At 40.2% G+C, this 25239-nt stretch carries 28 protein-coding genes; 17 read left to right on the forward strand and 11 right to left on the reverse strand.

Annotation, left to right across the window (positions count from 1 at the left end):
* Positions 1-129: 129 nt before the first annotated feature.
* The 8 genes from FH971_RS04360 to FH971_RS04395 all read right to left on the reverse strand — a co-directional run bounded on the left by FH971_RS04360 (position 130) and on the right by FH971_RS04395 (position 7904).
* Positions 130-1275, reverse strand: coding sequence for a DUF418 domain-containing protein (locus tag FH971_RS04360; protein ID WP_140233490.1), 1146 nt, complete (start codon positions 1273-1275; stop codon positions 130-132).
* A gap of 391 nt (positions 1276-1666) precedes the next feature.
* Positions 1667-3748 carry a flagellar biosynthesis protein FlhA gene (gene flhA / locus FH971_RS04365; protein ID WP_140233491.1) on the reverse strand — a complete coding sequence of 694 codons (2082 nt, stop codon included), beginning with the start codon at positions 3746-3748 and terminating at the stop codon, positions 1667-1669.
* 15 nt (positions 3749-3763) lie between these two features.
* Positions 3764-4894: a flagellar biosynthesis protein FlhB gene (gene flhB / locus FH971_RS04370; protein WP_140233492.1), complete on the reverse strand. Its 1131-nt coding sequence runs from the start codon at positions 4892-4894 to the stop codon at positions 3764-3766.
* The gene (gene fliR / locus FH971_RS04375; RefSeq protein WP_140233493.1) at positions 4891-5670 is read right to left on the reverse strand and encodes a flagellar biosynthetic protein FliR; all 780 of its coding nucleotides are present in this window, start codon (positions 5668-5670) and stop codon (positions 4891-4893) included. The genes flhB and fliR overlap by 4 nt, the downstream gene beginning before the upstream one ends.
* A 1-nt stretch (position 5671) precedes the next feature.
* Complete coding sequence (gene fliQ / locus FH971_RS04380) at positions 5672-5941, reverse strand: flagellar biosynthesis protein FliQ (RefSeq protein ID WP_140233494.1); 270 nt, start codon at positions 5939-5941, stop codon at positions 5672-5674.
* 4 nt (positions 5942-5945) lie between these two features.
* A complete protein-coding gene (gene fliP / locus FH971_RS04385; protein WP_140233495.1) occupies positions 5946-6674 on the reverse strand; it encodes a flagellar type III secretion system pore protein FliP in 729 nt (242 codons plus the stop codon).
* A gap of 2 nt (positions 6675-6676) precedes the next feature.
* Positions 6677-7030: a FliM/FliN family flagellar motor switch protein gene (locus FH971_RS04390; RefSeq protein WP_140233496.1), complete on the reverse strand. Its 354-nt coding sequence runs from the start codon at positions 7028-7030 to the stop codon at positions 6677-6679.
* A complete protein-coding gene (locus tag FH971_RS04395) occupies positions 7023-7904 on the reverse strand; it encodes a FliM/FliN family flagellar motor switch protein (RefSeq protein ID WP_140233497.1) in 882 nt (293 codons plus the stop codon). The genes FH971_RS04390 and FH971_RS04395 overlap by 8 nt, the downstream gene beginning before the upstream one ends.
* 941 nt (positions 7905-8845) lie before the next feature.
* Between FH971_RS04395 and FH971_RS04400 the strand changes: the two genes are divergently transcribed.
* Genes FH971_RS04400 through FH971_RS04430 form a run of 7 tightly spaced genes read left to right on the forward strand, consistent with a single transcriptional unit; the run spans position 8846 to position 15705 of the window.
* Positions 8846-10141: a sigma-54 interaction domain-containing protein gene (locus FH971_RS04400; protein WP_140233498.1), complete on the forward strand. Its 1296-nt coding sequence runs from the start codon at positions 8846-8848 to the stop codon at positions 10139-10141.
* 24 nt (positions 10142-10165) lie between these two features.
* Positions 10166-10504: a flagellar hook-basal body complex protein FliE gene (gene fliE / locus FH971_RS04405; RefSeq protein ID WP_140233499.1), complete on the forward strand. Its 339-nt coding sequence runs from the start codon at positions 10166-10168 to the stop codon at positions 10502-10504.
* A gap of 12 nt (positions 10505-10516) precedes the next feature.
* Positions 10517-12205, forward strand: a complete 1689-nt coding sequence (gene fliF / locus FH971_RS04410) for a flagellar basal-body MS-ring/collar protein FliF (protein WP_140233500.1) — start codon at positions 10517-10519, stop codon at positions 12203-12205.
* A 19-nt stretch (positions 12206-12224) separates the two neighbouring features.
* Entirely contained in the window at positions 12225-13211 is a 987-nt protein-coding gene (locus FH971_RS04415) for a flagellar motor switch protein FliG (RefSeq protein ID WP_240778482.1), read from the forward strand.
* Positions 13208-13975, forward strand: a complete 768-nt coding sequence (gene fliH / locus FH971_RS04420; protein ID WP_240778440.1) for a flagellar assembly protein FliH — start codon at positions 13208-13210, stop codon at positions 13973-13975. The genes FH971_RS04415 and fliH overlap by 4 nt, the downstream gene beginning before the upstream one ends.
* Complete coding sequence (locus tag FH971_RS04425) at positions 13965-15302, forward strand: FliI/YscN family ATPase (protein WP_140233502.1); 1338 nt, start codon at positions 13965-13967, stop codon at positions 15300-15302. The genes fliH and FH971_RS04425 overlap by 11 nt, the downstream gene beginning before the upstream one ends.
* Positions 15280-15705, forward strand: coding sequence for a hypothetical protein (locus tag FH971_RS04430; RefSeq protein ID WP_140233503.1), 426 nt, complete (start codon positions 15280-15282; stop codon positions 15703-15705). Before FH971_RS04425 ends, FH971_RS04430 begins: the two co-directional genes overlap by 23 nt.
* Before the next feature lie 52 nt (positions 15706-15757).
* Here FH971_RS04430 and flgN read toward each other — a convergent pair whose 3' ends face one another.
* The 3 genes from flgN to flgA all read right to left on the reverse strand — a co-directional run bounded on the left by flgN (position 15758) and on the right by flgA (position 17315).
* The gene (flgN, locus tag FH971_RS04435) at positions 15758-16216 is read right to left on the reverse strand and encodes a flagellar export chaperone FlgN (RefSeq protein WP_140233504.1); all 459 of its coding nucleotides are present in this window, start codon (positions 16214-16216) and stop codon (positions 15758-15760) included.
* On the reverse strand, positions 16209-16499 hold the full coding sequence (flgM, locus tag FH971_RS04440) for a flagellar biosynthesis anti-sigma factor FlgM (RefSeq protein WP_140233505.1): 291 nt from the start codon (positions 16497-16499) through the stop codon (positions 16209-16211). Before flgM ends, flgN begins: the two co-directional genes overlap by 8 nt.
* Before the next feature lie 93 nt (positions 16500-16592).
* Positions 16593-17315, reverse strand: a complete 723-nt coding sequence (flgA, locus tag FH971_RS04445; protein WP_240778442.1) for a flagellar basal body P-ring formation chaperone FlgA — start codon at positions 17313-17315, stop codon at positions 16593-16595.
* 112 nt (positions 17316-17427) lie between these two features.
* Here flgA and FH971_RS04450 point away from each other — a divergent pair, with 112 nt between their 5' ends.
* From FH971_RS04450 to flgK, 10 genes are read left to right on the forward strand one after another with little or no spacing between them, the layout of a single operon-like run.
* The gene (locus FH971_RS04450; protein ID WP_140233506.1) at positions 17428-17778 is read left to right on the forward strand and encodes a flagellar basal body rod protein FlgB; all 351 of its coding nucleotides are present in this window, start codon (positions 17428-17430) and stop codon (positions 17776-17778) included.
* An 8-nt stretch (positions 17779-17786) separates the two neighbouring features.
* Positions 17787-18206 (forward strand): flagellar basal body rod protein FlgC, encoded by a 420-nt coding sequence (flgC, locus tag FH971_RS04455; protein WP_140233507.1) that lies wholly within the window; start codon positions 17787-17789, stop codon positions 18204-18206.
* Between the two features lie 2 nt (positions 18207-18208).
* On the forward strand, positions 18209-18865 hold the full coding sequence (locus FH971_RS04460) for a flagellar hook assembly protein FlgD (RefSeq protein ID WP_140233508.1): 657 nt from the start codon (positions 18209-18211) through the stop codon (positions 18863-18865).
* Positions 18866-18886: 21 nt separating this feature from the next.
* Complete coding sequence (gene flgE, locus FH971_RS04465; RefSeq protein WP_140233509.1) at positions 18887-20095, forward strand: flagellar hook protein FlgE; 1209 nt, start codon at positions 18887-18889, stop codon at positions 20093-20095.
* 11 nt (positions 20096-20106) lie between these two features.
* Positions 20107-20841 (forward strand): flagellar basal body rod protein FlgF, encoded by a 735-nt coding sequence (locus tag FH971_RS04470; RefSeq protein ID WP_140233510.1) that lies wholly within the window; start codon positions 20107-20109, stop codon positions 20839-20841.
* Positions 20842-20852: 11 nt separating this feature from the next.
* A complete protein-coding gene (gene flgG / locus FH971_RS04475; RefSeq protein ID WP_140233511.1) occupies positions 20853-21638 on the forward strand; it encodes a flagellar basal-body rod protein FlgG in 786 nt (261 codons plus the stop codon).
* An 11-nt stretch (positions 21639-21649) separates the two neighbouring features.
* Positions 21650-22309, forward strand: a complete 660-nt coding sequence (gene flgH / locus FH971_RS04480; RefSeq protein WP_140233512.1) for a flagellar basal body L-ring protein FlgH — start codon at positions 21650-21652, stop codon at positions 22307-22309.
* Positions 22310-22323: 14 nt separating this feature from the next.
* Positions 22324-23439 carry a flagellar basal body P-ring protein FlgI gene (locus tag FH971_RS04485; RefSeq protein WP_140233513.1) on the forward strand — a complete coding sequence of 372 codons (1116 nt, stop codon included), beginning with the start codon at positions 22324-22326 and terminating at the stop codon, positions 23437-23439.
* Positions 23439-23867: a rod-binding protein gene (locus tag FH971_RS04490; protein ID WP_140233514.1), complete on the forward strand. Its 429-nt coding sequence runs from the start codon at positions 23439-23441 to the stop codon at positions 23865-23867. The genes FH971_RS04485 and FH971_RS04490 overlap by 1 nt, the downstream gene beginning before the upstream one ends.
* On the forward strand, positions 23864-25237 hold the full coding sequence (gene flgK / locus FH971_RS04495; RefSeq protein WP_140233515.1) for a flagellar hook-associated protein FlgK: 1374 nt from the start codon (positions 23864-23866) through the stop codon (positions 25235-25237). The genes FH971_RS04490 and flgK overlap by 4 nt, the downstream gene beginning before the upstream one ends.
* Positions 25238-25239: the final 2 nt, after the last annotated feature.

The raw sequence follows: 25239 nt of genomic DNA on the forward strand, positions 1-25239 counted from the left end.
TTAATCTGGTCATCATTATCTAATGTCTGTGGTTAACGTGCTAGCGGCAATGACTGTTATGCTGAATAGATTAATTTATCAAACACAATGAGTTAATTGAATGTAGCTATTTTTGAACCCTTGCTATTTTTAGCTTGTTCGAGAGACTAAGCCTCGCCATAGTTTTTCTAACGGACCTTGATTGAATTTTCGCAGATAAAGACTGGCTAATGCCAATTGCAGTACACTGTAAATAATCGCAATCGACATATAACCAATTCTGTCTAACGTGTACAGCCATTCAGGGGCAATATAACGGAGCAATAAAATACCTACAATGGATTGCAGGATATACAAACTAAAAGCTAACCGCCCGACGTTTTGCAATAGTGTTAATTTAGATGCAGAATTCTGACAAAATTTGCAGATAAAGTGGATGTAAATTAATGCCATTGCTACAGCACTAAGCCAAACCAAGAGATCGGAAATAGCTTCTAACATAGGGTTGCCACTGATACTAAGTACCGAGTCTAATGATGATAACAGCAGGGTCCAAAATACACATTGCCATAGGGTTTTATTATCTAAACCATTGATGAAAACCTTGCGTTTATATAGCGCCATTCCTAATAACATTAAACCAGCAACAAACCACATTAGGGTTAACGGAATAACCAGCAGCATGTAGCCAAACATGGTTAAATGCATTTTAAGCTGTTGGCCGTAGGTACCTATCCAAATAGGCAGTTGTTCAATAAATAATGCTGAACTACGAGTGTAAACTTGTTCATCGGGGATAAGTGAAATAAGCGCGATAGGGATTAATGATAAAAAGATAAACCATTTTGCTTTTTGCAGTAGTTCGTCCGCATTGAGATTGATATAGCGAAAAGCCAACAGTCCTCCCACGCCATAAGGGAGCAAGATGTCGCCAGGAAAGATAAAAATCGCGTGGATCACCCCAAATACAATTAACCAATACAAACGCATTTTTATGACGTTTTTTTTGGGTTGGCTATTGTTGGCAGTATCAATGCTCATTTGCTGACGTTGATATTGGATTAACATCCCAACCCCAAACAGCATTGCGAACAGGCTAAAGAAACGCCCCTCTAAGAAAAAATTGCTAAAAATAAGTATCGCAATATCGGCAGTGGGTTGTATCTCATGGGGGGCATAGCCAAAAAAACTATTGCCCATGAAATAAATGTTGAGGAAGAAAATACCTAATACGCCAACACCTCTAATGGCATCAAGATTAGCTAGACGTTGTGTCGGAGAACAATACTCATCCATGATCGCGGCCTTATTAATAGTTGAATTCCTTTTTACTATTAATGGTTATAAACCATCTTTAATAATCAAAAAGTGCATTGTTAGAGTCAATAAACAGGATTGTACTTGAATATTGTATGGTCGCTGAGCCAGCGTCCATAAAACTATTTAGTTTTAACCGATTCCATTACATTTTTATAGCAGATTATTCTGCGTTATTTTTACTTCGGATATTATCAACTTCTTTGATCACCTAGATTTATTTTGGCACTCTACAATATGCCCCTATCATTCAAGCTGTGTAACCGTGTTTGGCCTGATTCCACGCAGTTCATTTCTCATATCGGTTAATCGTAAATAAAGCATGACTATTTAGTTGTTTCTGGGATTTATAGCCAAGCAGGTACTTACGTTAACCTAACTGTCCCGCAATCATTAACTCTTTAGTTTCAGGGACTTCATTATAGGAAAGTACGTGTAGTCCTCGAGCAAATGCCAAGGCATAGCGGGCGAGTAAAGGGCGAAGCTGTGGAGACACTAATAATATTGGACTATGGCCCTTTTCTTTTGTTTCTGCTAATAACTGCGGCATACGTTGTTGTAATTGCGCTAATAAATTTGGCTCAACGGGGAAGCTGTCTAGAGATACTTTACCTTGTTGCTGTGATTGATTTAACGCCGTCATCAAGGTTTGTTCAAGCTCTGGAGTCAAAGTGAGGACTTGCAGTTTGTCACAGCTGCCCACGATTTGCTGCAATATATTGTTTCGCAATGCACAGCGGACATCTGCTGCCAGTAGTACCGGATCTTTGGTTTGTTCTGCACACTCTAGTAGGGTCGTTGCGATCGCTCTTATATCTTTGAGTGGAACTTGTTCTTTAAGGAGTAAACGAAACACCTTTAACATTTGTATTGGTGTCAATGCCGTGGTGAGTGATTCTGCTAATTTTGGGGCTTGGCGGCTTAATCTATCTGTGAGTAGTAAAATATCATCATGCTGAAGTAAATCAGAGAGAGATTCTCTGAGTAATTTACTCACATGGGTGGCAATAACCGTTGCATTATCAACTACAGAATAGCCAAGATTGAGAGCCTTTGATTTGAGCTCTTGCTCAATCCAAACAGCATCCATTTGGTAGGCCGGCTCTTTTGTCAGCATGCCTTCAATTTCACCATAAACTATGCCACTTTTAATGGCTAAGAGATGGTCAGGTTCTAAGGTTGCAAGTGCCACCTGATTGCCCATAAAGTTGATTTGATAGGCATTAGGAGCTAGTGCTAAGTTATCTCTTACACGTACTTCAGACAATAAAAAACCGGCTTGTTCAGATAATGTTCGTCTGATCCCTGTGAGACGTTTTTGTAGTTCTGCTCCCTTGGTTTTTTCGACCAAGTGTACTAATCGATAACCTAGTCTTACTTCAATCACATCGGTAAAAGGCAATGAATCCCAGGTTGGGGCCGTAGGTTCTGCTAATGTGTGTTCAACTGGCGCTTGTACATCATCATTAGTTTGTAGAGGTAGATTTTGGTATTGTTTCCAAGATGAAAATCCTAACAGTAACGCAAATGACAAGAATACTAATGCAGGCATACCTGGTGTAAGCCCGAGTACTGCCATTACGATAGCACCAGTTGCCAAAGTTTTAGGATTTGCCAACAATTGTCGACTAAGTTGGGCTGGCATTTCTTCAGCATCAGATACGCGAGTAACAATAATTGCTGCTGCTGTTGCTAATAATAATGACGGGATTTGCGCGACCAAACCATCACCTATGGTCAATAACGCGTAGGTTTTAAAAGCGTCGGCAGCTGACAAGTCGTACATAAATATGCCTATACTTATACCGCCTATGATATTGATTGAAAGTATCAACAAACCTGCAATAGCATCACCCCTAACAAATTTTGAAGCTCCGTCCATAGAGCCATAAAAGTCAGCTTCTCTTGCTACGTCTTGGCGACGAATTCTTGCTTGTTCATTGGTGAGAGTTCCAGCATTGAGGTCAGCATCGATAGCCATTTGCTTGCCGGGTAAAGCATCCAAAGTAAAGCGAGCTGAAACTTCAGAAATTCGTTCCCCACCTTTAGTAATAACCACAAAGTTGATGATCATCAAGATAAGAAAGATAACGGCACCAACAACATAATTGCCACCGATTACAACCTCACCGAAGGCTTGAATCACTTTACCTGCGGCATCACCTCCTTCATGGCCTTCAATTAATACCACACGGGTAGAAGCAACGTTTAGGGTTAGACGCATTAAGGTAGCGAGTAAGAGTAAGGTTGGGAAAACGGAAAACTCTAATGGACGCCTGATGGAGACACTGACCAATAATACTAGAATTGCTAAGACAATGTTGAAGGTAAACAGTATGTCTAAAAGCCATGCTGGCAAAGGTAAAATAACCATAGCCAATATGGCGAGTAGCATGATCGGAATACCGATATAGCTAGTGTTGCCGGCAAAAATACGCGAAAGCCTGTTCATGGGAGTAGCAATCCTTTAGTCATGTCTTAAATTAGGTGGAATAAAAAATTGAGGTAAAGGGTCGGGTTTTTGTTGTTGACCTTTACGAGAAGCCTTGATTTGCATCACGTAACTTAATACATGCGCAATGGCCATAAATAGTGCACTAGGGATCTGTTGATCAACCTGAGTGGAATAGTAAATAGCCCTAGCTAAGGCCGGTATTTCTATAATTTCTACATTATGTTGTTTAGCTAATTTACGCATATAAAGTGCGAGTTCTTCAGTACCTTTAGTGAGTACGTAAGGAGCATCAGCTAATTCTGGATCATATTTAAGCGCAATAGCATAATGAGTTGGGTTAACTAAGAGTACGTCAGCTTTAGGTATTGCAGTATCAGCCCTGGACCGCCCCATTCTATGTTGCAATTGGCGTATTTTCGCCTTAATTTCAGGCTTACCTTCTTGTTGTTTGTGTTCGTCTTTGATTTCTTGACGTGACATTTTAAGTTCATTGAGGTGATGCCAATATTGATAAGGTACGTCGATAAAGGCAATAGCAATAAGTCCCACACCTAAATAGAGCAGACCTGTAGACAACATCGAGATGCCCTTGCTCACAGCTTCGTCAATAGGGAGCTGACTGTAATTGATTAAATTATCTAAATTATTATTAAGAAAACTTAACATGATGCCAATCAGTAATGTTATTTTTAAAAATGATTTTATAAGCTCTATCAGAGATTTTACAGATATGATCCTGCCAAGACCTGAGATTGGATCAATACGGCTATACTTAAAATTGGCATTATTTAAATTGAATATCGGTCCTCCAGGCAGAGCTCCCGCGACAGCAGCTAATAAACCTACCATAATGAACAATGGTGTAAGTAGTTCTAACATTTTGATTAAGCTTGTCCCTAAATGCATCAGCATGATGTCATCTCGGGCTAAATCTTCAGAGGTCAATAACATGTTATAACGCGTTAGCTGACTAGTTTTAGTTGCAAACCAGTCTGCACTGTTGGTGAGCATCAATGAGCACCCTATAATAAGTGCTGCTGATGCTAAATCTTTAGATCGTGGAACTTGACCTTCGTCCCTTGCCTTTCGTAATCGCTGTGGAGTCGCATCTTCTGTTTTATCATGCTTAGGTGTCTCACTCATACTGTGCCCCCAATAAATTGGTACATTGCGGATAGAGCATCTAAGCACAGATCACTATATCGACTAGGTATGCCACTTAAGGATAATAATACACACAATAACCCCATGAGCATCGTCATAGGAAAGCCTAGAGCAAAAATATTTAGTGATGGGGCCGAGCGGCTTAATACGCCGAAAGTAATATTGACTAGTAACATGGCCAATACAGCAGGAATAGCCAACATTAATGAAGCTGAAAAGAGCCAACCTACTCTATGCACAAATCCCATCAAGGGAAGGGAGAATAAATCGCTGCCAATAGGCCAAAGTCTAAAACTATCGACTAATATACCAATCGCGACCAAGTGTCCATCTAATGCCAAGAAGATTAAAGTGCCAAATAGTAAAAACCACTGGCTTAATATGGGATTTGCATCACCATTAGCTGGGTCATTCATAATTGCCATCGCCATACCCATTTGCATAGACATAATAGTCCCTAATATGGTCATCACGTGCAGTAATAGGTATAAAATAAAACCCAGCATAAAGCCTATGAGTAATTGTTCTACTGCTAAGTATAGAGCTGAAAATGAAAGAGCATCAACGGCAGGGACTGGTGGGAGTAAATTGGCAATTAAACCTGAAATACATAATGCAAACAGAATTCTTATCATTACAGGGACATAAGCATTGCCAATTAAAGGCATTATCATGAAGGCTCCCATGATACGACAAAATGGCCACCATAGGCTGCCAATTATCGTACTAATTTCTGTTGAGGTGAGTGAGAGCATATCAGCCGATAATGTGGGGAATATTCATAAATAAGCGGTCAAAAAAATCACTCAAAAGTTGAATAAGCCAAGAGCCAGTAAAAAGTACCATTAATAAAGTAATGATAAGTTTAGGTAAAAAACTGAGTGTCTGTTCATTGACCTGAGTTGCAGCCTGAAAAATGGCAATAACAATACCAATTAAGAGACCAGGAGTGACTAAAGCGCCGACCATAAGAATTACTATATACATGGCATCGGCAAATAGCACTGTGAGTTCATTGGTGTCCATTATATCACCCGAAACTTGCTGTCAGAGTACTAACAGTCATGGCCCAGCCATCAACGAGTACAAAGATCATTAGCTTAAACGGTAATGATATAATTAAGGGCGATAGCATCATCATACCCATGGACATCAAGACACTAGCAACAACGAGATCTATTACTAAAAAAGGTAAAAATAGTAAAAATCCTATTTGAAAAGCTGTTTTTAACTCGCTTAATACAAATGCTGGCATTAATACGAAGAAAGGAATATCGTCAGGTTTCAAATCGATAGGTTCATTTGCAATTTTTAGCATTTGCTCAAGATCTGTCTCACGAGTCTGAGATAGCATAAATTTACTCAGAGGCACTTTAGCAATACCTACTGCTTCAACAAGATTCATTTGGCCTTGGTCATAGGGTAAATAAGCATCTTTATAAATACTATCACCTACAGGACGCATAATAAAAACAGTCAATACTAACGCAATACCTATGAGGACTTTATTTGGTGGACTTTGTTGTAAGCCTAGAGCTTGACGCAAAATAGCCAGTACTATCACTATGCGAGTAAAGCTTGTTAACATCATAAGTAGTGCTGGTAAAAAACTTAGAGCTGTCATTAAAGCTAGGATCTCAAGCTTAATGTTCACATCTTGACTTTCTTGACCAGAACCAAACGTCAACAGTGTTAAACCATCAGCGGCGAACGCTTGTGGAGCCAGTATGACTAGGCTAAATATAAGCACTCTTAACATGATCAATTGGTTGCTTCATCCAGATTGATATCTTCGACTTCAAGCAGACGTACACCATAACGCCCACCCACTTCGACGACTTCGCCTTTACCTAGCAGAGAGCCATTAACTCTAATATCTAAAGGTTCACCAACCATTCTATCTAAAGCAATGACATCACCTTCGCCCATGTGAGTTAACTCACCGAGAGGCATTTCGACACTGGCTAGTTCTAAACTGACTTTTACTGGTAATAGTTTAAAGAATGAGGATTGTTTTAATGGTTTTTTACTTATAGCCGGTTGTGCAAAGTTATCATCGTTAAAAATGTCATCGTTTAGTAAAAAGTCATCAGGTAAAGTGTGTTCATCAGCCAATTTTTTTGTCCTCATAGTGGTAAGTGTTTTGAGTTAATTTTGCAACCATCTGACCATCATGGTTATGTACTGAAGCATTAAATAATGTTCCAGTACCTACAGTTAATACGCTCTTGGGATACAAGTTCATAGGTAAAATATCACCTACCTTCAATTTATTAAGGGCATCGACTGGTATATTCTGGTGTCCCAATGTAAGAGTCATCTTTATAGGAACTTGTTGTAGCCATTTGGTTAACTTAGCCGCTAAATGATCAGTGTCAGGTTTTTGCTTTGGAGTGTCTTTTACTAGTAATAATAACTCCTGAGACATGTAAATATGTATTGGTGGTGCTACTGACTCTGAAGCAAACTCAAGGGCCCATACCGCGCTTGCTTCTACAGGAGAATGACTTTTAACTAATTCAATGTCCAACTCTTCTAGGTTGATATTCTCAAAAGGAAGGACTTCAAATACGTTTATAAATAGACGCTTAATTAAGCGGAATTCTGATTGAGTAGGCTGCCTTAGAGGTGAACTTAACGGTGTCATAAGACTGCCATAGCAGCTACTTGCTAACTGTTCCAACGTGCAGCGATCAATACGCCACCAAGCTAATGTTTTTTGTTGGTAACGACAGGCGAACCATCCAAAATAAGGCTGAGATTCAATACTATTATTACATGCTTTAAGGGATACACTCAAAAGACTAGCGTAACCTTGACGAGTAATAGGCATAAACAAACGGCTCACAGTATCTAAAATTGGGCGTTTATATAGGTTTAATTGCTTCAATATTCGAGAACGAACTAAAGTCTCCTGCACTAATTTAACAGGTTTCACTTCATCTTTTGAATTAGATTTTAATAAAAATGCTCTAGCTGTAACTTTCATTCCATCCCCGAATAAAAATAATAAATATATAGAATCTTTGTTTTTTTGTTATTAGTCAAAATCTATTTTGGCTAGTTTTCGACCTGCTTAAATATCTTGCTTAATTATTTTAATGATACTTAAGCAAGTAATGATATATTTTGATTGTTGATAACACTTTCAAATCGCATACTTCAAATCACATGACAAATAACTAATGAATAATGTCAATAATCAACTAGCGCGTCAAAATTGTGACGTTGAATCTAAGTGTCAAAATATATAACTTGATGTTTGGCGCGTCATTTATTTGTCATTTTTTAAATCTATAACTCACTGTTTGTCGTAAGTAAGTTTGAAATCGTGATAAAGATATCAGTCTCTCTGTTCTATGACAACTGAATAAGCATTAAATACTAATTTTTTAATATTTATGTTTTAAATTTTAGTTATCTGTCATATTATCGTCCGCCAATCACCTAGGTAAAATATATGTAATACTTATGAAACTTTACTCCGTTAAGGTTTTATAAGTATTACATGTAGCATTGTATAGAAAGTTTTGCTTTCTCATTTTTATAACTTGTAGTTTAGAGATTAATATAGATTTCAATTAAAGTTTTAAGTAAATACCTATTTAAAAAGTTAGCGATTTGAGATAAATTAACGTTTTAAAGGAAACTTAAAAACTTAATATTGTAGTAAGTGCATTATCTCATTACTGGTGATTACTTGAAGAGTTTTATGTTGAACACACAGAAAATTGGTGGTTTTGTCACTCGTTTTATTCAGTCTGGCGTAAACATCAAACATGTATAAATAGTGCAACTTGGTGAGTTGTATCCTCTGACAGAAAGGGGGGATTAAAACTAGGTCTGCAGATTAACGTGTAAATACTCGATTATTCAGAGGTTAGTTAAATTATAGAGCTAACCTGTTTTCAACAGAGTGAAGTAGGGATTATGGATAACCTAACGATACGTCTTGTCGATTTTGAGCTGTCTAAATCGACAAAAATAAGTCTTGAACACCAAGGTTTTAAACTTTGGCAGACAGGGCAAGAACTGCCTTGGCTTACCATCATTAATTTATCGCAATATCAACCAACGGCGCTTGCTCAGCATTTAAAACAGTTCCCCAGTAAAAACTATCTTGCATTGTTAGCCCCAGAACAAGGAGAGTTAGCTGCTACTGCAATGCAAATTGGTGTGCAAGATTATCTATTACTCCCATTAGAAGATAACCCATTATTTTCATCGATTGAACGTTTACATCGGCTTGAACAACCCGACTCACAAATTATTGCAGCGGCACCAATCAGCAAGCAATTACTGATGCTCGCGCACAGAGCCGCTTCTACAGAAGCCAGCATTCTATTAACAGGGGAAAGTGGTACAGGTAAAGAACCATTAGCTAATTATATTCATAGACATTCAAGTAGAGCGGGCAAACCGTTTGTGGCTATTAATTGTGCGGCAATTCCTGAAACTATGCTTGAGTCCATTCTATTTGGTCACACAAAGGGAGCTTTTACCGGAGCGAGTGCAGATAAAGCCGGTAAATTCGAACAAGCTAATGGTGGTACGTTATTATTAGATGAAATAGCTGAAATGTCTTTGATTTTACAAGCTAAATTATTAAGGGTACTCCAAGAAAGAGAAGTTGAGCGGTTAGGAGGGAACCAATCTATAACGCTTGATATAAGAGTGATCGCATCTACCAATAAAGACTTAAGAATGGCGGTTGATGCTGGAGAGTTTCGTGAGGATTTATTTTACCGCCTTGATGTATTGCCATTAAAAATTGCTCCTCTTAGAGAGAGGAAGGCTGATGTTTTGCCTCTAGCTGAACATTTCTTACAATATTACGGTCAGCACGATATTACTACATATTTTAGCCCTCAAGCACAACATGCGCTGATAGATCATGATTGGCCTGGTAATGTAAGGGAACTTGAAAATTGTATTCAACGTGGACTTATGATGCGCCGCGGACAAACTATTCAAGCAATAGATCTTGGATTTACTTTAGTGCCAGAGAGTTGTGCTAATAACAGCACACAAGGGCTAAAACAGTCAAAACGCCAAGCAGAATTTCAATTTATTGTTGATATTCTGCGTAAAGTTCAGGGTAGTCGCAGTCAAACCGCTGCAGAACTGGGTATGACTACTCGGGCATTAAGATACAAGTTAGTGCAAATGCGTGATGCAGGTATCGATGTCGATCAATTATTACAACGCTCAGGCAATGCCGCTTAAGACGGGAAATATTAAGGAATGAATATGGTTAATGGAACTGTAATAAGTGCAAATTCATTAATGGAGACATTGAGTCTACAGCGTGAAGTGGCCAAAGGGGCTATCAGTATTAAGACGAATTCTATGGATAACAACATAGAAATGGGGTCTTTTACTGATTTGATGAAGCAAAAAGTGGCTTCAGTTAATGAAGCACAAAATTACTCATCAAATTTAATGAAAGCGGTGGATTCTGGTCGTAGTGATGATCTTGTTGGGGCTATGGTGGCTTCGCAAAAAGCCAGCTTATCTTTTTCTGCCATGATACAAATTCGTAATCGCTTAGTCCAAGCGTTTGATGATGTTATAAAAATGTCTATTTAAGGGAATGCTTGAATGCCGACTAATGTTATTCAGTCTGAAAAAGAAATGCTAGGTGGAGATCGGTCTTCGAATTTGCTGTCTAGTGCATTTTTAAAGTGGCGCAAGTTTACTCAAGGAGATAAACAAGTCCTAGTTTTGGCCTTATTGGCTACTGTTGTTGCTAGCGTCATTGTTATCATGTTATGGACGGCTAGCCAAGGTTATCGTCCACTGTACGGTAGTCAAGAGAATGTGGAAACATCTCAAGTGATTGAGGCGTTAGAAGCCGAAGGTATTTATTATCGTCTTGAATCGACAACGGGTATGATTTTAGTCGCGGATGATCAGTTAGGTAAAGCACGTATGTTGCTAGCCGCTCGAGGGGTGAAAGCAAAAGTACCTTCTGGTATGGATGAGTTAGATAGTTCGAGCTTAGGCACTAGTCAATTTATGGAGCAAGCTAAGTATCGTCATGGTTTAGAAGGCGAATTAGCGCGGACTATAATGTCACTGAAAAGCGTCCGCTCAGCTCGAGTGCATTTAGCTATTCCTAAGCGCTCACTATTTATCCGTCAACAACCTGAATTACCTACAGCATCTGTGATGCTGCAACTACACCCAGGGGCTGCTCTAACTCAGTCTCAAGTTGAAGCTGTTGTTAATTTGGTGGCTGGTAGCGTAACCGGTATGTTAACAAGTGGTGTTAAGTTGGTGAATCAAGATGGTGAGTTTTTAAGTGCGAACCTATCTGAAAACCAAGATATTACTCAAGCAAGAGATAAGCAAATCGATTATACCCGCGAGCTTGAACATAATTTAATTACTAATGCTAATGCTATGTTAGAACCAATCCTTGGACCCAATAACTATCAAGTTAAAATTGCTGCTAAAGTGAACTTTAATCAGGTTGAAGAAACCAAAGAAGCATTAGACCCAGAAAGTGTTATGACACAGGAGCGCACTAGTACAGATGATAAAAATGCCGCTCTTGCTCAAGGTATCCCTGGGACGTTAAGTAATCAACCTCCAGATACAACTAAAGCTGCTGCAGATAAAAATCGTAGTTTACGACAGGAAGCAAACCGTCAGTTTGATGTGGGGCGTAGTGTTCGTCATATTCGTTATCAACAAATGCAGCTTGAAAATCTATCTATATCTGTTTTAGTCAATAATAGTGTTTCAACAAGCTTAACCACTGATGATGCTGAGTTGGTAAAATTAGGTTCGATGGTTAAAGATGCTATTGGTTTCTCCAGTGAACGTGGAGATAGTTTCAGTATTAATGCGTTTGCTTTTGCGCCAATAGCAATGACTGAATTTGAACCTCTACCTTGGTGGCAAGTTGAAGATTATCAAGCTTACCTTAGATACATCATTGGGGGGTTATTAGGGCTTGGATTGATTCTATTCGTATTACGTCCATTAGTGTCACATTTAACTCAAACTGCCCGTAAACTTGACGATGAGTCTCGTGAACTTGATACCATAGCACAAGCTAAAAATGCTGAAGCCGATGCTGAGGACATGACTAGATCTAGTGTTAGATTGGCACAAGGTCAGTCAAGTAAAGATAATGCTGAGTGGTTAGGTGATATGGATTTACCTGAATCTGGCTCGCCACTAACAGTGAAAATGGAGCATCTTGGAATGCTCGCCAATAAAGAACCCGCACGCGTTGCCGAAGTACTCGCTCATTGGATTGGTGATAAAGATGCAGACTAAGAACGAACTTGATATTCAGATGGATAACTATTCTCAAGCAGCTATGTTACTGCTTAGTATGGGAGAAGAAGGCGCAGCTAGTGTTATGTCTTATTTAGATAAGAGTGATGTGCAATTACTCAGTCATAAAATGGCACGTCTTTCTAGTATTACTCAGCATGAAGCTGAAGCTGTGCTAAGTCGTTTCTTTGACCGTTATAAAGAACAGTCCGGTATTGCTAGAGCATCGCGTTCTTATTTACAGAAAACCTTAGATATTGCATTAGGTGATAGAGTAGCTAAAAGCCTGATTGACAGTATCTATGGTGATGAAATTAAAATTTTAGTAAAGCGATTAGAATGGGTCGAACCTCAACTGCTTGCTCGTGAAATTGCATATGAACACTCACAATTACAAGCCGTATTGTTAGGGTTGTTACCCGCTGAAAGTGCTGCTCATATATTGAAAATGTTACCATTGTCTAACCAAGATGATGTGTTAGTTCGCATTGCACAACTAGGAGATTTAGATCGGCATGTCGTTGATGAATTAAGACAACTAGTTGAACGTTGTATGTTAATGGCTATGGAAAAAAGTCATACTCAAGTAGCTGGTGTTAAGCAAGTAGCTGATATTTTGAATCGTTTTGAAGGCGATCGAGAACAGCTCATGGAAATGATAAAACTTTATGACAATAAACTTGCTGATGACGTAACCGATAACATGTTCGACTTCATCATTCTTGGTCGTCAAAAGCAAGAAACTTTGCAAACATTGTTAGGTATAGTGCCATCAGAAACGCTAGCAGTTGCCCTTAAAGGTATTGAGCCAGAGCTGAAAGTAAGCTTACTCAATGCCTTGCCTAAACGTATGTCGTCGGCCATTGAAACTCAAATGGATGCTTTAGGTGGCGTGCCATTAAGTCGTGCACAAGGTGCGCGCAAAGAGGTTATGAATCTAGCTAAACAAATGTTAAAAGACGGTGAGATTAAGTTACAACTCTTTGAAGAACAGGTCGTGGTATGATGAAAAATCCTTTAGATCCTCCACGTCAATATCGTCAGCAATCTACTGTTAAATCGGGTCATATTCCTATTAATTCTTGGCGTTTAGATACGAGTATTGCCCGTCGTTATCGTTTTCCTGCACTTCTAGGTGAAGAATCTAAATTAGGAAATGGCAACGATTGGCAAAATAACAAGCAAGCCTTTGAACAAGGCTATAACGAAGGTGTTAATCAGGGCCGAGAAGAGGGGTTAGCATCGGGCATAGAAGAAGGGAGACTCTTAGGTCATGAAGAAGGGTTTCTTCAAGGGCAACAAGAGGGGCAGCAGTTAGGAAAACAAGAGATCGATGAGCAGTTTAATGACCTAATTGTTCCGCTGAGTGCGTTGAGAGCATTGTTAGAAGAAGGCCATGCCGAGCAGATAAAAAGTCAACAAAGTCTTATTCTTGACCTTGTTCGTCGTGTATCTCAACAAGTGATTCGATGCGAACTCACTCTTCAGCCTCAGCAAATTCTTAAATTAGTGGAAGAAACACTTATCGCTTTGCCTGATGATCAATCTGAAGTCAAAATACACTTAGAACCAAGTGCTGTAGTTAAGCTTAAAGAATTAGGAGAAGACAAGATTCGTGGTTGGAATTTAGTGTCAGATACTAGTATTTCTGCTGGAAGTTGTCGTATTGTTAGTGAAAAATCCGATGCTGATGCCTCAGTTGAAACGCGACTCGATACCTGCATGGAACAAGTTGAAGCAAAGCTTTTAGAGGTTGCACTTGAGTCTTAAGTTATTACAGGGTGATTGGCCTCATGTTCCTATTGCTAAGGTATATGGTAGATTAATTCGCGTTAATGGTTTAGTACTAGAAGCTGTGGGTTGCCAGCTTGGTATGGGGGACCGTTGTCGAATCGAAGGTCGTCACGGACGTTTGATCGAAGCAGAGGTGGTGGGGTTTCACAAAGATGTACTTTGCCTTATGCCAATCGAGCCTACACAAGGTTTAATGCCTGGAGCTCGTGTTATTCCTATTACGGAAGTACGAACAGTTGCTGTGGGTGATGGTTTACTTGGCCGAGTGCTAGATGGACTCGGTCAGCCACTGGATTTATTTGGAAAACTAAGCGGAGTGACTCAACAGCTTCCAAGTCATAGTAGTTATAATCCTCTTTTAAGAAGACCTATTACCCAGGCGCTAGATGTCGGGATTCGAGCTATTAATAGTCTATTACCTGTAGGACGAGGCCAGAGATTAGGACTTTTTGCTGGTTCTGGCGTAGGTAAAAGTATGTTGCTTGGTATGATGACCCGCTTCACTGAAGCTGATGTGGTGGTTGTCGGGCTCATTGGCGAACGTGGCCGCGAAGTCCGAGAATTTATCGAACAAACTTTAGGGGAAGAAGGTCGTAAGCGGGCAGTTGTTATTGCTGCACCTGCCGACACTACACCCTTGATGCGTCTCAGGGCCATGGTGCTCAGCCATGAAATTGCTTGTGCTTTTCGTGACCAAGGCAAGCACGTACTTTTGTTAGTGGACTCATTAACTCGTTATGCTCAGGCTCAGCGGGAAATAGCCTTAAGCTTAGGAGAACCACCCGCCACTAAAGGTTATCCACCTTCAGCATTTGCGCAATTACCACGTTTGGTTGAAATGGCTGGTAATGGTGAACATCCCGTAGGCACCTTAACCGCTTTTTATACCGTACTAACTGAAGGCGATGATCAACAAGATCCTGTTGCCGATGCCGCTCGGGCAATTCTAGATGGACATGTTGTACTTAGCCGTAAATTAGCTGAACAAGGTCATTTTCCTGCGATTGATATTAATGCTTCTGTGAGTCGTTTAGCGACTCAAGTGGCAGTAGGGGAGCAGCTTGCACAAGGTCAAGTGATTCGTCATTTACTGAGTCGTTACAGTGAAGTGCGTGAATTATTACCCCTAGGTGGTTATCAACAAGGGCAAGATCTGGAAATGGATTTAGCTGTGCGTCATTATGCCGATATCGCAGCGTTTTTAAAGCAAAATACTGATGAAAATATTGATTTACCAAGCAGCTTAACCCAATTAACACAACTGATGGATATTATGGGATATGAGCAACAAACGCCTCGCTAGTTTATGTGGTATGGAAGAAAAAAAACTGGCTAAACTAGGTAAACAAAAAAAAGAGTTGCATCAAAGAATGCAAACAGCCGTGTATCAATGTCAACATATTAGCCAAATGATTGATGAGTATCGGATTTGCGATCGCCGCGGTACTAATTCCCTTCTATGGCAAAATGCCAGCAATATGGCCCAAGTTTTGGTGCCCATGACGGCTAAACTTGTCCAAAAACAGGCATTATTGCAACAAGAACAACATAGACTTGACTATTTGTGGCGTCGACAATTAGGTCGACAACAGAGTATCAAATGGTATCAAATGGAACAACGCCGTGAGTCTTTGCAGCGCGAAGCTGTTAAAGAACAAAAAAGTGCTGATGACTTAGCGGGAGTTTATGGAGGATATAAACGCTAGGTATAAACTTTAAAATTTAATTGTATTATTATTTGTTGGCGAAAATGACGTTCTATGCAGGGATGTTAGCGCCATAGTCTATTTGATCTTGATTATCTTGTTGTAGCACGCGTTGTATGATGCTTTGCTGCATCACCAATAAATTACCGTTGGTTTCATTTTCTCTGTGATTATCTTCCACAATCTTCATCACGTTTTGCCACAATACCTTAATTTTCGGCTTTAAATGTACAGGTAAAACTGAGATAAGTGCCGTCATGCCACCTGCATTAGCATCAAACCCTAATTGATTTAAGTACAAACTACGATTGGAGGCTCTTTTGACTAGGATCTCACATAAAGCAGTTTGACTAGCGTTATGAGTTAACAAAGCTGCATTATTTCTCTGGTTCATCAATTCCCTTTGATGTATTAGCATGCTATTTAGTTTTGTATAATCCTCAAGATCTAAGCAAACATCTCGAATAATATTTTGAACTAAGTTACGCTTTTTTTCTGCGTTATTAACCATGTTGTTTAATCATCTTCTCTGCGATTTGGGCAAGATCTAGATTAAAATCACCGTTTTTAATTGCGTCACGCAAAGCATTCACTTTATCTGTGTCAACATCATCCAACATTTGCAATGCGACTTGTGACTTTTCAAGTAATTGCCAATACTGACTAATACCTTGCTTTGGCGCTGGTGTTGCCGTTTCGGTTTGAGTCGTTTGGTTGTTTTTGTGTTTGTTAGCCCGCACTTCAGTACTGATAGAATCAGTATTAATAGTGCTATGAATTTTTTGTATTTCCATAATGTATGGCCTATTGATATTCGGTTACTAAATCTCTATTTAACTATAGCGACTAGGTTAGCGTAAAACTAAAATTATTTATATGCACTTTAATTAGAATCTTGTTTCTACTCTTCCTTTAGCAATTGGGTAAGCTGTAATGACTTTCCCTGAACTAGTATTTTTCACTCGAATTGCTTGTTCCATTTTACCTGAATCCATAGCAATACCTGCCATTGTAGCGTTAAAACCGGGTAATGCAGCCTCAATGATGACAGGATCCCCTAATTTAACGAGTACGGGAGAATCTAAATAACTAACTCGAATAGGGATATTTTTGCGTAATTTTCTGGCGACCTGTTGACCAAGGATTTCACTTTCTTTGGTGAGTATGTATTTATCCGATGTTTTCAACGTTAATTTTCGCCATTGAATATCAGCTTTTTCGATTATTTCATCCCTTTGCATATTTCGTTTTGCAACAGGCAACAATGCGGTTACAGACACCATTGCTCGTACATATAATGACCAACTTTCAGAAGGGCAACTGAGCTTTCTCTGCACTCTGCCATAGGCTAAGCCTTTACTCGGAGACACCTTTAGTGCTTGGTTACATGGAGAAAGTGATTTAGCCGAAGAAGGTATTCGCAGTTCAAACTTATGACTTAGTTGCTTGATGTCCTGTTGCTTTTGCCATTGAGCGAGATCGTGCGTAATCGCTTCCGATAGGCTCTGATGGATTTGCTCTGATGCGGTAACAGCATTAGCTTGGTGACTAAGCGGAAATAAAACTAAGCCAGCGTACATAATAAAGGAAAATCGATTTCCGTTTGTCACAAGGTTAAACCTCTAAGTGTTTGTTTATTGATTAAAAAGTATTTTGGCACATATATTGAATGTTAATACGAGATTATTAGCATCCCGTAGGCATACATTACTAGGAGTTCGCATGGCTATCAACCTTGACACAGCATTAGGTATTCACACTCAGACTTTAGATTTCAGGGTTGAACGCAGCAAGATTTTAGCAAGTAACTTAGTGAATGCTGAAACCCCAGGTTACCAAGCAAAAGATTTAGATTTCAGTGCCGTGATGGCTCAAGTTGATGCTGGTATGACACCTATGAGTGGTTATGAACAATCTTATCGTATCCCGTATCAAAACTCTGCTGATGGTAACACGGTTGAGTTAGGTAAAGAGCAAGCTAGATACTCTGAAAATGCCATGGACTATCAAACAAGTTTAACTTTTTTAAATATGAAAATTTCTGGCCTTAAGTCAGCAATTGAAGGTCGTTAGGAGTCCTTATGTCGTTCGGTGAAATTTATCAAATTGCAGGCGCGGGTATGAATGCCCAAACAATACGCCTTAATACCGTAGCCAGTAACATAGCTAACGCAGGTACCGCTGCTGAAACACCAGAACAAGCTTACCGTGCAATGAAGCCTGTTTTTGCAACCGTGTATGAGCAGTTTAAACAAAATAGTACCCAAGGGGCTTCAGTAGAAGTGATGGGAATTGTGCAAACCAGCGCCCCATTAGATTTACGTTACGAACCAAATCATCCTTATGCAGATGAACAAGGTTATGTAGCCTATTCAAATGTGAACACCATAGATGAAATGGCCGATATGATGGCCGCCAGCCGTTCATTTGAAACGAGCGTTGAAATTATGAATCGTGCACGTTCGATGCAGCAAGGTTTATTACAGTTAGGAGGTAATTAATTATGCAAGTGACAAGTGCTAGCCAAACAACGGATGCTTCTAATATCTTGGCGTCGCAAAGTAACGATGCTGCATCGTTAAAAAATGAATTTATGACTTTGATGATTGCACAGATTCAGAATCAAGATCCTACTAATCCGGTTGAAAGTGCCGAGTATGTATCTCAACTAGCACAGTTTTCACAAGTCGAAAGCTTAGAGTACATGCGTGATAATCAGACATCACAAATGGTGATGATGGAAAATATTGGCATAGTGCAATCGGCTTCTTTAATTGGTAAGAGTGCCACAGTACCAGCGTCTACATTACACTTAGATACTGAAGAGGTTGAAGGCAAGGTGTACCTAGAAAATGCTGTTGACGATTTAACTATTGAAGTTGTTAATCAACAAGGACAAGTTGTACACAGTATGACAATGGGGGCTCAGGCGACAGGAGATATTAAGTTCTCATTTAACCCTTCTGATGCGGGTTTACCAGCAGGGGAATATGACTTAAAGGCGAAAGCCACCTTGGGTGAATCAGCGTTAATTGCTCCTACTTATATCACAGCAAAAATTGAGAAAATTCATTTCTCTAGTGCATCTGGAATGATGATGGCTGAGATGGGGCACGGTCTTGGTATTGTGCCCGTATTAGATATTTCTGAAGTTTCTTAATAATTTTAATAGGATAAAAAAATGTCATTCAATATTGCGTTAAGCGGCTTGCAGTCAACCACTCAAGATTTAAACACTATCAGTAATAATATTGCTAACTCTAGTACTGTCGGGTTTCGTGGTGGTCGAAGTGAATTTTCTGCTATTTATAATGGTGGTCAAGCGGGTGGTGTGAGTGTCATGTCGACCACACAAAACTTTAGCCTAGGTGGTAGTTTGGCTTATACCGGTCGTCAGCTCGATATGGCTATTCAAGGCGATGGTTTCTTTGTGTTAAAAGGTACTGATGGCGCAAATATGTATGCTCGCGCGGGTATGTTTCATCAAGATTCTGAAGGTTTTGTGATTGACTCTGTCGGTAACCGTTTACAAGGTTATGGTGCAAGTGCGACTGGCCGGATTCAAACGGGTAATGCCATCGATTTACAAATACAAACAGCCTCACTAGCTGCTAACGCGACAACAGATGTGGCGTTAGTGTCTAACTTGGATGCGCGCGTTGCCGATATTAATCCTATTTTGACACCATTTGATGCAACTCAATCTGATACTTTTCACTCATCTAATACTATTAGCGTGTATGACTCGTTAGGCACAGAACACGCCTTAACACAATATTACGTAAAAACAGGGTCAAATGATTGGGATGTACATTTTATGATGGACGGCACGGATGTGACTCCCGCTACCGGCCATAATATGACTTTCGACAGTAATGGTGTATTGCAAACAGGTAAAACATTGAATCTTAGCATTACCGATCCTACCTTGCTCAATGGTGCATCTGCGCTTAGTGTCGATATTGGTTATGATAAAACGACCCAATACGCTGCTGATTATAACAATTCTAGCTTGAGTCAAGATGGTTTCACTTCCGGTGAACTTAAGGGTGTACGTTTAGACGATAATGGCTTGATTTACGGTACTTATACTAATGGACAAGAATTACTCCAAGGACAAGTCGCATTAGCCAATTTCAGTAACCCTAATGGTCTTAAAGCTGTTAGTAATAATGCTTGGATTGCGACTACTGAAGCTGGGCAAGCGATTATGGGCGCACCATCGACTGGTACTATGGGTACCGTTACTGGTGGTTACTTGGAAGGCTCTAACGTAGATACTACCGCTGAAATGGTGAACCTGATGTCAGCTCAACGTAATTACCAATCTAACGCCAAAGTATTAGATGTGAACTCTACAATGCAGCAGGCTTTATTAAACTCAATCTAAGGGATTAACTCATGGATAAGATGCTTTATACGGCAGCTAGCGGTGCTTCGCGAATTATGGAAGCTCAGAGTATTAGGGCTAATAACTTGGCGAATGCCGACACGACTGGTTTTAAGGCTGATCTAGAGCGGGTTCAGTCTATTACCTTGCCAGGTGTTGAGGCATCGTTCAATACACGTGTGCTAGTACAGACACAAAGCAATGGTTTTAGCCAACAAAGTGGTGAAATGAACCATACTGGACGCACTTTAGATTTAGCTATTCGTGATAAAGGTTTATTCAGTGTGATGGTTGATGCTGGTGAAGCTTACACCCGGGCCGGGGCGATGATGGCTGATGCGGAAGGTCAACTGACAGTTGATGGTCGCCCTGTTGTTGGGATCGATGGGCCCATCGTTTTACCTGAATACAAAGATTTATTTGTTGGTGAAGATGGCACTATTAGTATATTGCCGGCAGAAGGCGGGGTGATTGAAGATATTGGCCGCCTAAAAATGGTGAATCCAGATTTAGCCGATTTAACCAAAGGTGGCGATGGTCTATTTTACCCTGACATAGGTGGTGTATTAGTAGCAGATGAAGGCGTGCAAGTGGATAGTGGCTTTTTAGAAGCAAGTAACGTGCAAGCTGTATCTGAACTTATCGCGTCTATGGATTTAAGTCGTCAATTCGAAATTCAAGTCAAACTAATGAAAAGTGCCGAGGAACTAGCAGAAACTGGTAATCGTCTACTCGGTAATGTTTAAGGAATATATTCATGCAGTCAGCTTTATGGGTAAGTAAAACCGGCCTCGCCGCGCAAGACACTAAAATGACCACAATAGCCAACAATTTGGCTAACGTGAACACCACTGGATTTAAACGTGACCGAGTGGCCTTTAATGATTTATTCTATCAAGTCCAACGCCAACCAGGCGGACAAGTTGATGAACTTAATCAGCTGCCTTCTGGCTTACAACTAGGTACTGGTACTCGTGTTGTTGGAACACAAAAGGTATTTACAACAGGTGATTTAAAAACCACTGGTCAACAATTAGATTTGGCCATAGAAGGAAATGGTTTTTTTCAAGTAGAAGAGTCAAATGGTGACTTGGCTTATACTCGTGATGGTCAGTTTTATCGCAGTAGTGAAGGTATGATGGTGACCTCACAAGGTTTACCTTTAGTGCCCAACATAGTGATTCCTGAAGATTCTACTAATGTGACTATCGCCGAAGATGGACTTGTTATGGCGCAAATTGCAGGATCTACAGATCCGCAAGAATTAGGTCAAATTACCTTAATCAATTTTACAAACCCAGCAGGTCTTGAGGCGCGAGGTAATAATTTATATCGTGAAACTGCAGCTTCCGGCGTTGCTGTTGAAGGTGTCGCTGGAGATCAAGCATTAGGCGGTTTACGTCAAGGTACCTTAGAAGGCGCTAACGTTAATGTGGTTGAGGAAATGGTTGAGATGATTTCAACCCAGCGAGCCTATGAAATGAACGCTAAAGTTGTGTCTGCATCGGATGACATGCTTAAGTTTATTAATCAATCAGTATAGGGAGCAAGTCGATGCGTTGGTTTCTGCTGTTTACTTTTTTATTATCTGGTTGTATGTCTCATTTTCCCGATTCAGAAACTAAACCAGGCACTAAAGATTGGGCGCCACCAGACGTGGACTACAGCTTACCTGATGCTAAAGATGGCAGTTTGTATCGCCCAGGTTACATGCTGACATTATTTAAAGATAAGCGTGCTTATCGTGAAGGGGATATTTTAACTGTCGCCTTGGATGAGAAAACATATTCTAGTAAGAAAGCCGATACTAAAACCAATAAAGAACAAGGTCTGTCTTTAGGTCTTACAGGCTCAGCTGGCAGTGAAGATGTCTCAACGGATGGGAATGCCTCTTTAAGTCGTGGTTTTACTGGTACGGGGTCAAGCACTCAGCAAAATCAGTTATCGGGATCCATTACTGTTACTGTGTCTAGGGTACTCCCTAATGGTACCTTGTTAATTCGCGGAGAAAAATGGCTTCGACTTAATCAAGGTGACGAATATTTGCGTTTACTTGGACTTATTCGTGCCGATGATATCGATAACACGAACACTATTTCGTCACAAAGAATTGCCGACGCTCGTATTATATATGGCGGTCAAGGTGCTATAGCCGATAGTAATGCTATGGGCTGGGCATCTCGTTATTTTAATAGCCCTTGGTTCCCGCTTTAATAAAGGATTTGACTATGTTGCGACTGTTGTTTCTTTTACCGTTTTTGTTTATGTCTCAGCTTAATGCTGCAGAACAAAGTCGCGTGTTGATGGATATTGTCGATATTCAAGGGTTACGAGAAAACCAACTCGTAGGCTACGGTTTAGTGGTGGGGTTAAGCGGTTCTGGAGATCGTTCTCAGGTGCGGTTTACCAGCCAGTCAGTGGTGAACATGTTGAAACAGTTTGGGGTACAAGTAGATGACAATACAGATCCTAAACTTAAGAACGTAGCAGCCGTAGCTGTGCATGCGATAGTCCCTTCGTTGGCTAGCCCAGGGCAAAGCATTGATGTAACAGTATCTTCCATCGGTGATGCAAAGAGCTTACAAGGCGGAACGTTATTAATGACACCGCTACGTGCGATAGATGGAGAAGTTTACGCAATAGCTCAAGGCAATTTAGTGGTTGGTGGGATCTCAGCGTCAGGTCGCAATGGATCTTCTGTTACCGTCAATGTGCCTACAGTGGGTAAAATTCCAAATGGTGCCTTACTCGAAGCATCGATCAAGAGCAATTTTAATGATAATCCAGATGTTATTTTGAATCTACGCGACCCCAGTTTTAAAACCGCTCGAAATATTGAGCGAGCAATTAATGATTTATTTGGTCCTGGGGTGGCTCGAGCAGACAGTCATGCAAAGGTGCTAGTGCGTGCACCTAAGAGCTCCAGCGAGCGTGTCACCTTTGTCTCTATGTTAGAAGAGTTAGAAATTATTCAGGGTCGTAAAGTTCCGAGGATTGTATTTAATAGTCGAACAGGAACGGTTGTAATGGGTGGCAATGTTGTTGTGCGTAAAGCCGCTGTTAGTCATGGTAACTTAACAGTTACGATTGTTGAGCGTGAAAACGTCAGTCAACCTAATGGTGCTTATCTTGGTAATGCCGCTGGGGAGACTGTCGTGACTAATGACAGTCAAGTAACAATCGAACAAGATAATAAACGAATGTTTGTTTGGGAAGAAGGCGTTAATATTGAAGAGATCGTTAAGGCCGTTAATAGCTTAGGTGCTGCGCCGATGGACTTAATGGCAATACTTCAGGCCCTTAATGAGGCCGGTGCTTTAGAAGCTGAATTGGTGGTGATTTAATGAAACTTGAGAATGGTGGCGGGTATTTATCTCAGCAAAGCGCTGGGGAACTAATTAAGACAAATGGTGAACATGGCGCACTTAAAGTGGTGAGTCAGCAATTTGAGGCGCAATTTTTACAAACTGTACTTAAACAAATGCGTTCAGCTTCCGATGTAATGGCTGATGAAGACAGCCCTTTTTCCTCAAAAAATGATGGTTTGTATCGAGATCTTCATGATGCTGAATTGGCAATGCACTTGAGTAAATTGCAAAACATGGGGTTGTCTGACGTAATGACAAAACAATTGTCTAGTGCCCTTAAGTCCGCACCGCAATCAGTCGCCTTGGAAAGTAATAATAAACAGGATAATGATATACAAGTCATGAATACTACAGCGATGCAACCTGCGTTAATTATGCCTAAGCTCGCCAAGGATACTAAATGAATATGCTCAATATTGGTAAATCGGGACTGTTTGCCAGTGCTGCTGCTCTAAATGCCACCTCGAATAATGTGGCCAATGCTATGGTTGCAGGTTATTCACGACAAGAAGTGATGACAAGCTCAGTTGGCGGTGGTGCCTATGGTGGTGGTGCGGGGGTCTATATTGATGGCGTTCGCCGTATTTCAGACCAATATGAAGTCGCTCAGTTGTGGGAAACAAATAGCAATGTTGGTTTTTCTAAAGTTCAAACCAGCTATTTAGGTCAAGCTGAACAGGTATTTGGTTCTGATGGTAATGATATTTCTCAAGGCCTGAGTTTAGTTTTTGCCGCTATGAGCTCGGCCATGGAGCAACCTAATTTGATTGCTCATCGTCAAAGTATTATTAATGAAACCACAGCCTTAGTGCAACGTATAAATTCAATCAATGAAAGCTTAAGTTCACAACGTGAGCAGATTAATGAACAGTTAGGTTCATCGGTTAAACTGGCCAATTCTCAATTAGATATTATCGATAAATTTAATCAAGATATTCGTTCTGCTAGTGCTGCTGGAACTGTCCCATCGGCCTTACTTGATGGGCGTGATGCTGCTGTGAGTGAGCTTGCTTCTTTGATCGATATACGTGTTGTCGAAGATGCCCAGGGATTAGTTAATATTTCATTGGCAAAAGGGGAACCATTATTATCTGGCAACACTAAAGCTATATTGAGTACTAGCCCAGATCCTTTAATGCCAATAAATAGCACTGTTAATATTGACTTTGGTAAGAGTAACTTTGTATTTGAAAGTTCAGTGGGCGGTTCTATGGGAGCCTTATTAAGTTATCGGGATGGGCAATTAGCTAATTCACAAGTTTATATTGATGAAATTGCACAGCACGTAGCCGATGAATTTAATACGACTTTAGCTGGAGGAACTGATTTAACGGGCTCAGCCCCTACCAAAAATTTTCTAAGCTTTAATTCAGTTAACCCTGCAGGTAGCTTAAGTGTTACGGATGGGTTTAACCCAGAAGATTTAGCTCTTGGTCTCAATGGCACCTTAGGTGATAACAGTAACCTTCAAAACCTTACTAACCTCTCTAGTAAGTCCCTTACTTTTACTAGCTTAGGTGGTGTGGTCAATATGGCTGAATCCTTTTCTAGTATTGTAGGTATTTTAGGTTCCGCCTCAAGACAAGCTCAAGCGAACTCTGCAACAAACCTTGATCTTCAAACAGAAGCTAAATCTCAATGGGCGAGTACTAGTGGTGTAAATTTCGATGAGGAAGGGGTTAATCTAATCGTTTATCAACAGGCATATCAAGCAAATGCTAAAGTGATAAGTACGGCAGATAGTCTTTTTCAAACGGTATTAAATAGTTTTTAAGG

It is taken from the genome of Shewanella polaris (assembly GCF_006385555.1).
GTDB classification, from domain to species: Bacteria; Pseudomonadota; Gammaproteobacteria; order Enterobacterales; family Shewanellaceae; genus Shewanella; species Shewanella polaris.

What these genes read in the sequence shown, in the direction of transcription:
- flgN (WP_140233504.1), bottom strand. Translation starts at nt 16,216, where the DNA reads ATGGTTAATAACGCAGAAAAAAAGCGTAACTTAGTTCAAAATATTATT.
- FH971_RS04415 (WP_240778482.1), top strand. Translation starts at nt 12,225, where the DNA reads ATGGATAACTATTCTCAAGCAGCTATGTTACTGCTTAGTATGGGAGAA.
- flhA (WP_140233491.1), bottom strand. Translation starts at nt 3,748, where the DNA reads ATGAACAGGCTTTCGCGTATTTTTGCCGGCAACACTAGCTATATCGGT.
- flgC (WP_140233507.1), top strand. Translation starts at nt 17,787, where the DNA reads ATGTCGTTCGGTGAAATTTATCAAATTGCAGGCGCGGGTATGAATGCC.
- FH971_RS04430 (WP_140233503.1), top strand. Translation starts at nt 15,280, where the DNA reads ATGAGCAACAAACGCCTCGCTAGTTTATGTGGTATGGAAGAAAAAAAA.
- flgG (WP_140233511.1), top strand. Translation starts at nt 20,853, where the DNA reads ATGCAGTCAGCTTTATGGGTAAGTAAAACCGGCCTCGCCGCGCAAGAC.
- flgM (WP_140233505.1), bottom strand. Translation starts at nt 16,499, where the DNA reads ATGGAAATACAAAAAATTCATAGCACTATTAATACTGATTCTATCAGT.
- FH971_RS04450 (WP_140233506.1), top strand. Translation starts at nt 17,428, where the DNA reads ATGGCTATCAACCTTGACACAGCATTAGGTATTCACACTCAGACTTTA.
- FH971_RS04470 (WP_140233510.1), top strand. Translation starts at nt 20,107, where the DNA reads ATGGATAAGATGCTTTATACGGCAGCTAGCGGTGCTTCGCGAATTATG.
- FH971_RS04395 (WP_140233497.1), bottom strand. Translation starts at nt 7,904, where the DNA reads ATGAAAGTTACAGCTAGAGCATTTTTATTAAAATCTAATTCAAAAGAT.
- fliH (WP_240778440.1), top strand. Translation starts at nt 13,208, where the DNA reads ATGATGAAAAATCCTTTAGATCCTCCACGTCAATATCGTCAGCAATCT.
- FH971_RS04485 (WP_140233513.1), top strand. Translation starts at nt 22,324, where the DNA reads ATGTTGCGACTGTTGTTTCTTTTACCGTTTTTGTTTATGTCTCAGCTT.
- fliF (WP_140233500.1), top strand. Translation starts at nt 10,517, where the DNA reads ATGCCGACTAATGTTATTCAGTCTGAAAAAGAAATGCTAGGTGGAGAT.
- flhB (WP_140233492.1), bottom strand. Translation starts at nt 4,894, where the DNA reads ATGAGTGAGACACCTAAGCATGATAAAACAGAAGATGCGACTCCACAG.
- flgE (WP_140233509.1), top strand. Translation starts at nt 18,887, where the DNA reads ATGTCATTCAATATTGCGTTAAGCGGCTTGCAGTCAACCACTCAAGAT.
- FH971_RS04400 (WP_140233498.1), top strand. Translation starts at nt 8,846, where the DNA reads ATGGATAACCTAACGATACGTCTTGTCGATTTTGAGCTGTCTAAATCG.
- fliQ (WP_140233494.1), bottom strand. Translation starts at nt 5,941, where the DNA reads ATGGACACCAATGAACTCACAGTGCTATTTGCCGATGCCATGTATATA.
- fliE (WP_140233499.1), top strand. Translation starts at nt 10,166, where the DNA reads ATGGTTAATGGAACTGTAATAAGTGCAAATTCATTAATGGAGACATTG.
- flgH (WP_140233512.1), top strand. Translation starts at nt 21,650, where the DNA reads ATGCGTTGGTTTCTGCTGTTTACTTTTTTATTATCTGGTTGTATGTCT.
- fliR (WP_140233493.1), bottom strand. Translation starts at nt 5,670, where the DNA reads ATGCTCTCACTCACCTCAACAGAAATTAGTACGATAATTGGCAGCCTA.
- FH971_RS04460 (WP_140233508.1), top strand. Translation starts at nt 18,209, where the DNA reads ATGCAAGTGACAAGTGCTAGCCAAACAACGGATGCTTCTAATATCTTG.
- fliP (WP_140233495.1), bottom strand. Translation starts at nt 6,674, where the DNA reads ATGTTAAGAGTGCTTATATTTAGCCTAGTCATACTGGCTCCACAAGCG.
- flgK (WP_140233515.1), top strand. Translation starts at nt 23,864, where the DNA reads ATGAATATGCTCAATATTGGTAAATCGGGACTGTTTGCCAGTGCTGCT.
- FH971_RS04490 (WP_140233514.1), top strand. Translation starts at nt 23,439, where the DNA reads ATGAAACTTGAGAATGGTGGCGGGTATTTATCTCAGCAAAGCGCTGGG.
- FH971_RS04360 (WP_140233490.1), bottom strand. Translation starts at nt 1,275, where the DNA reads ATGGATGAGTATTGTTCTCCGACACAACGTCTAGCTAATCTTGATGCC.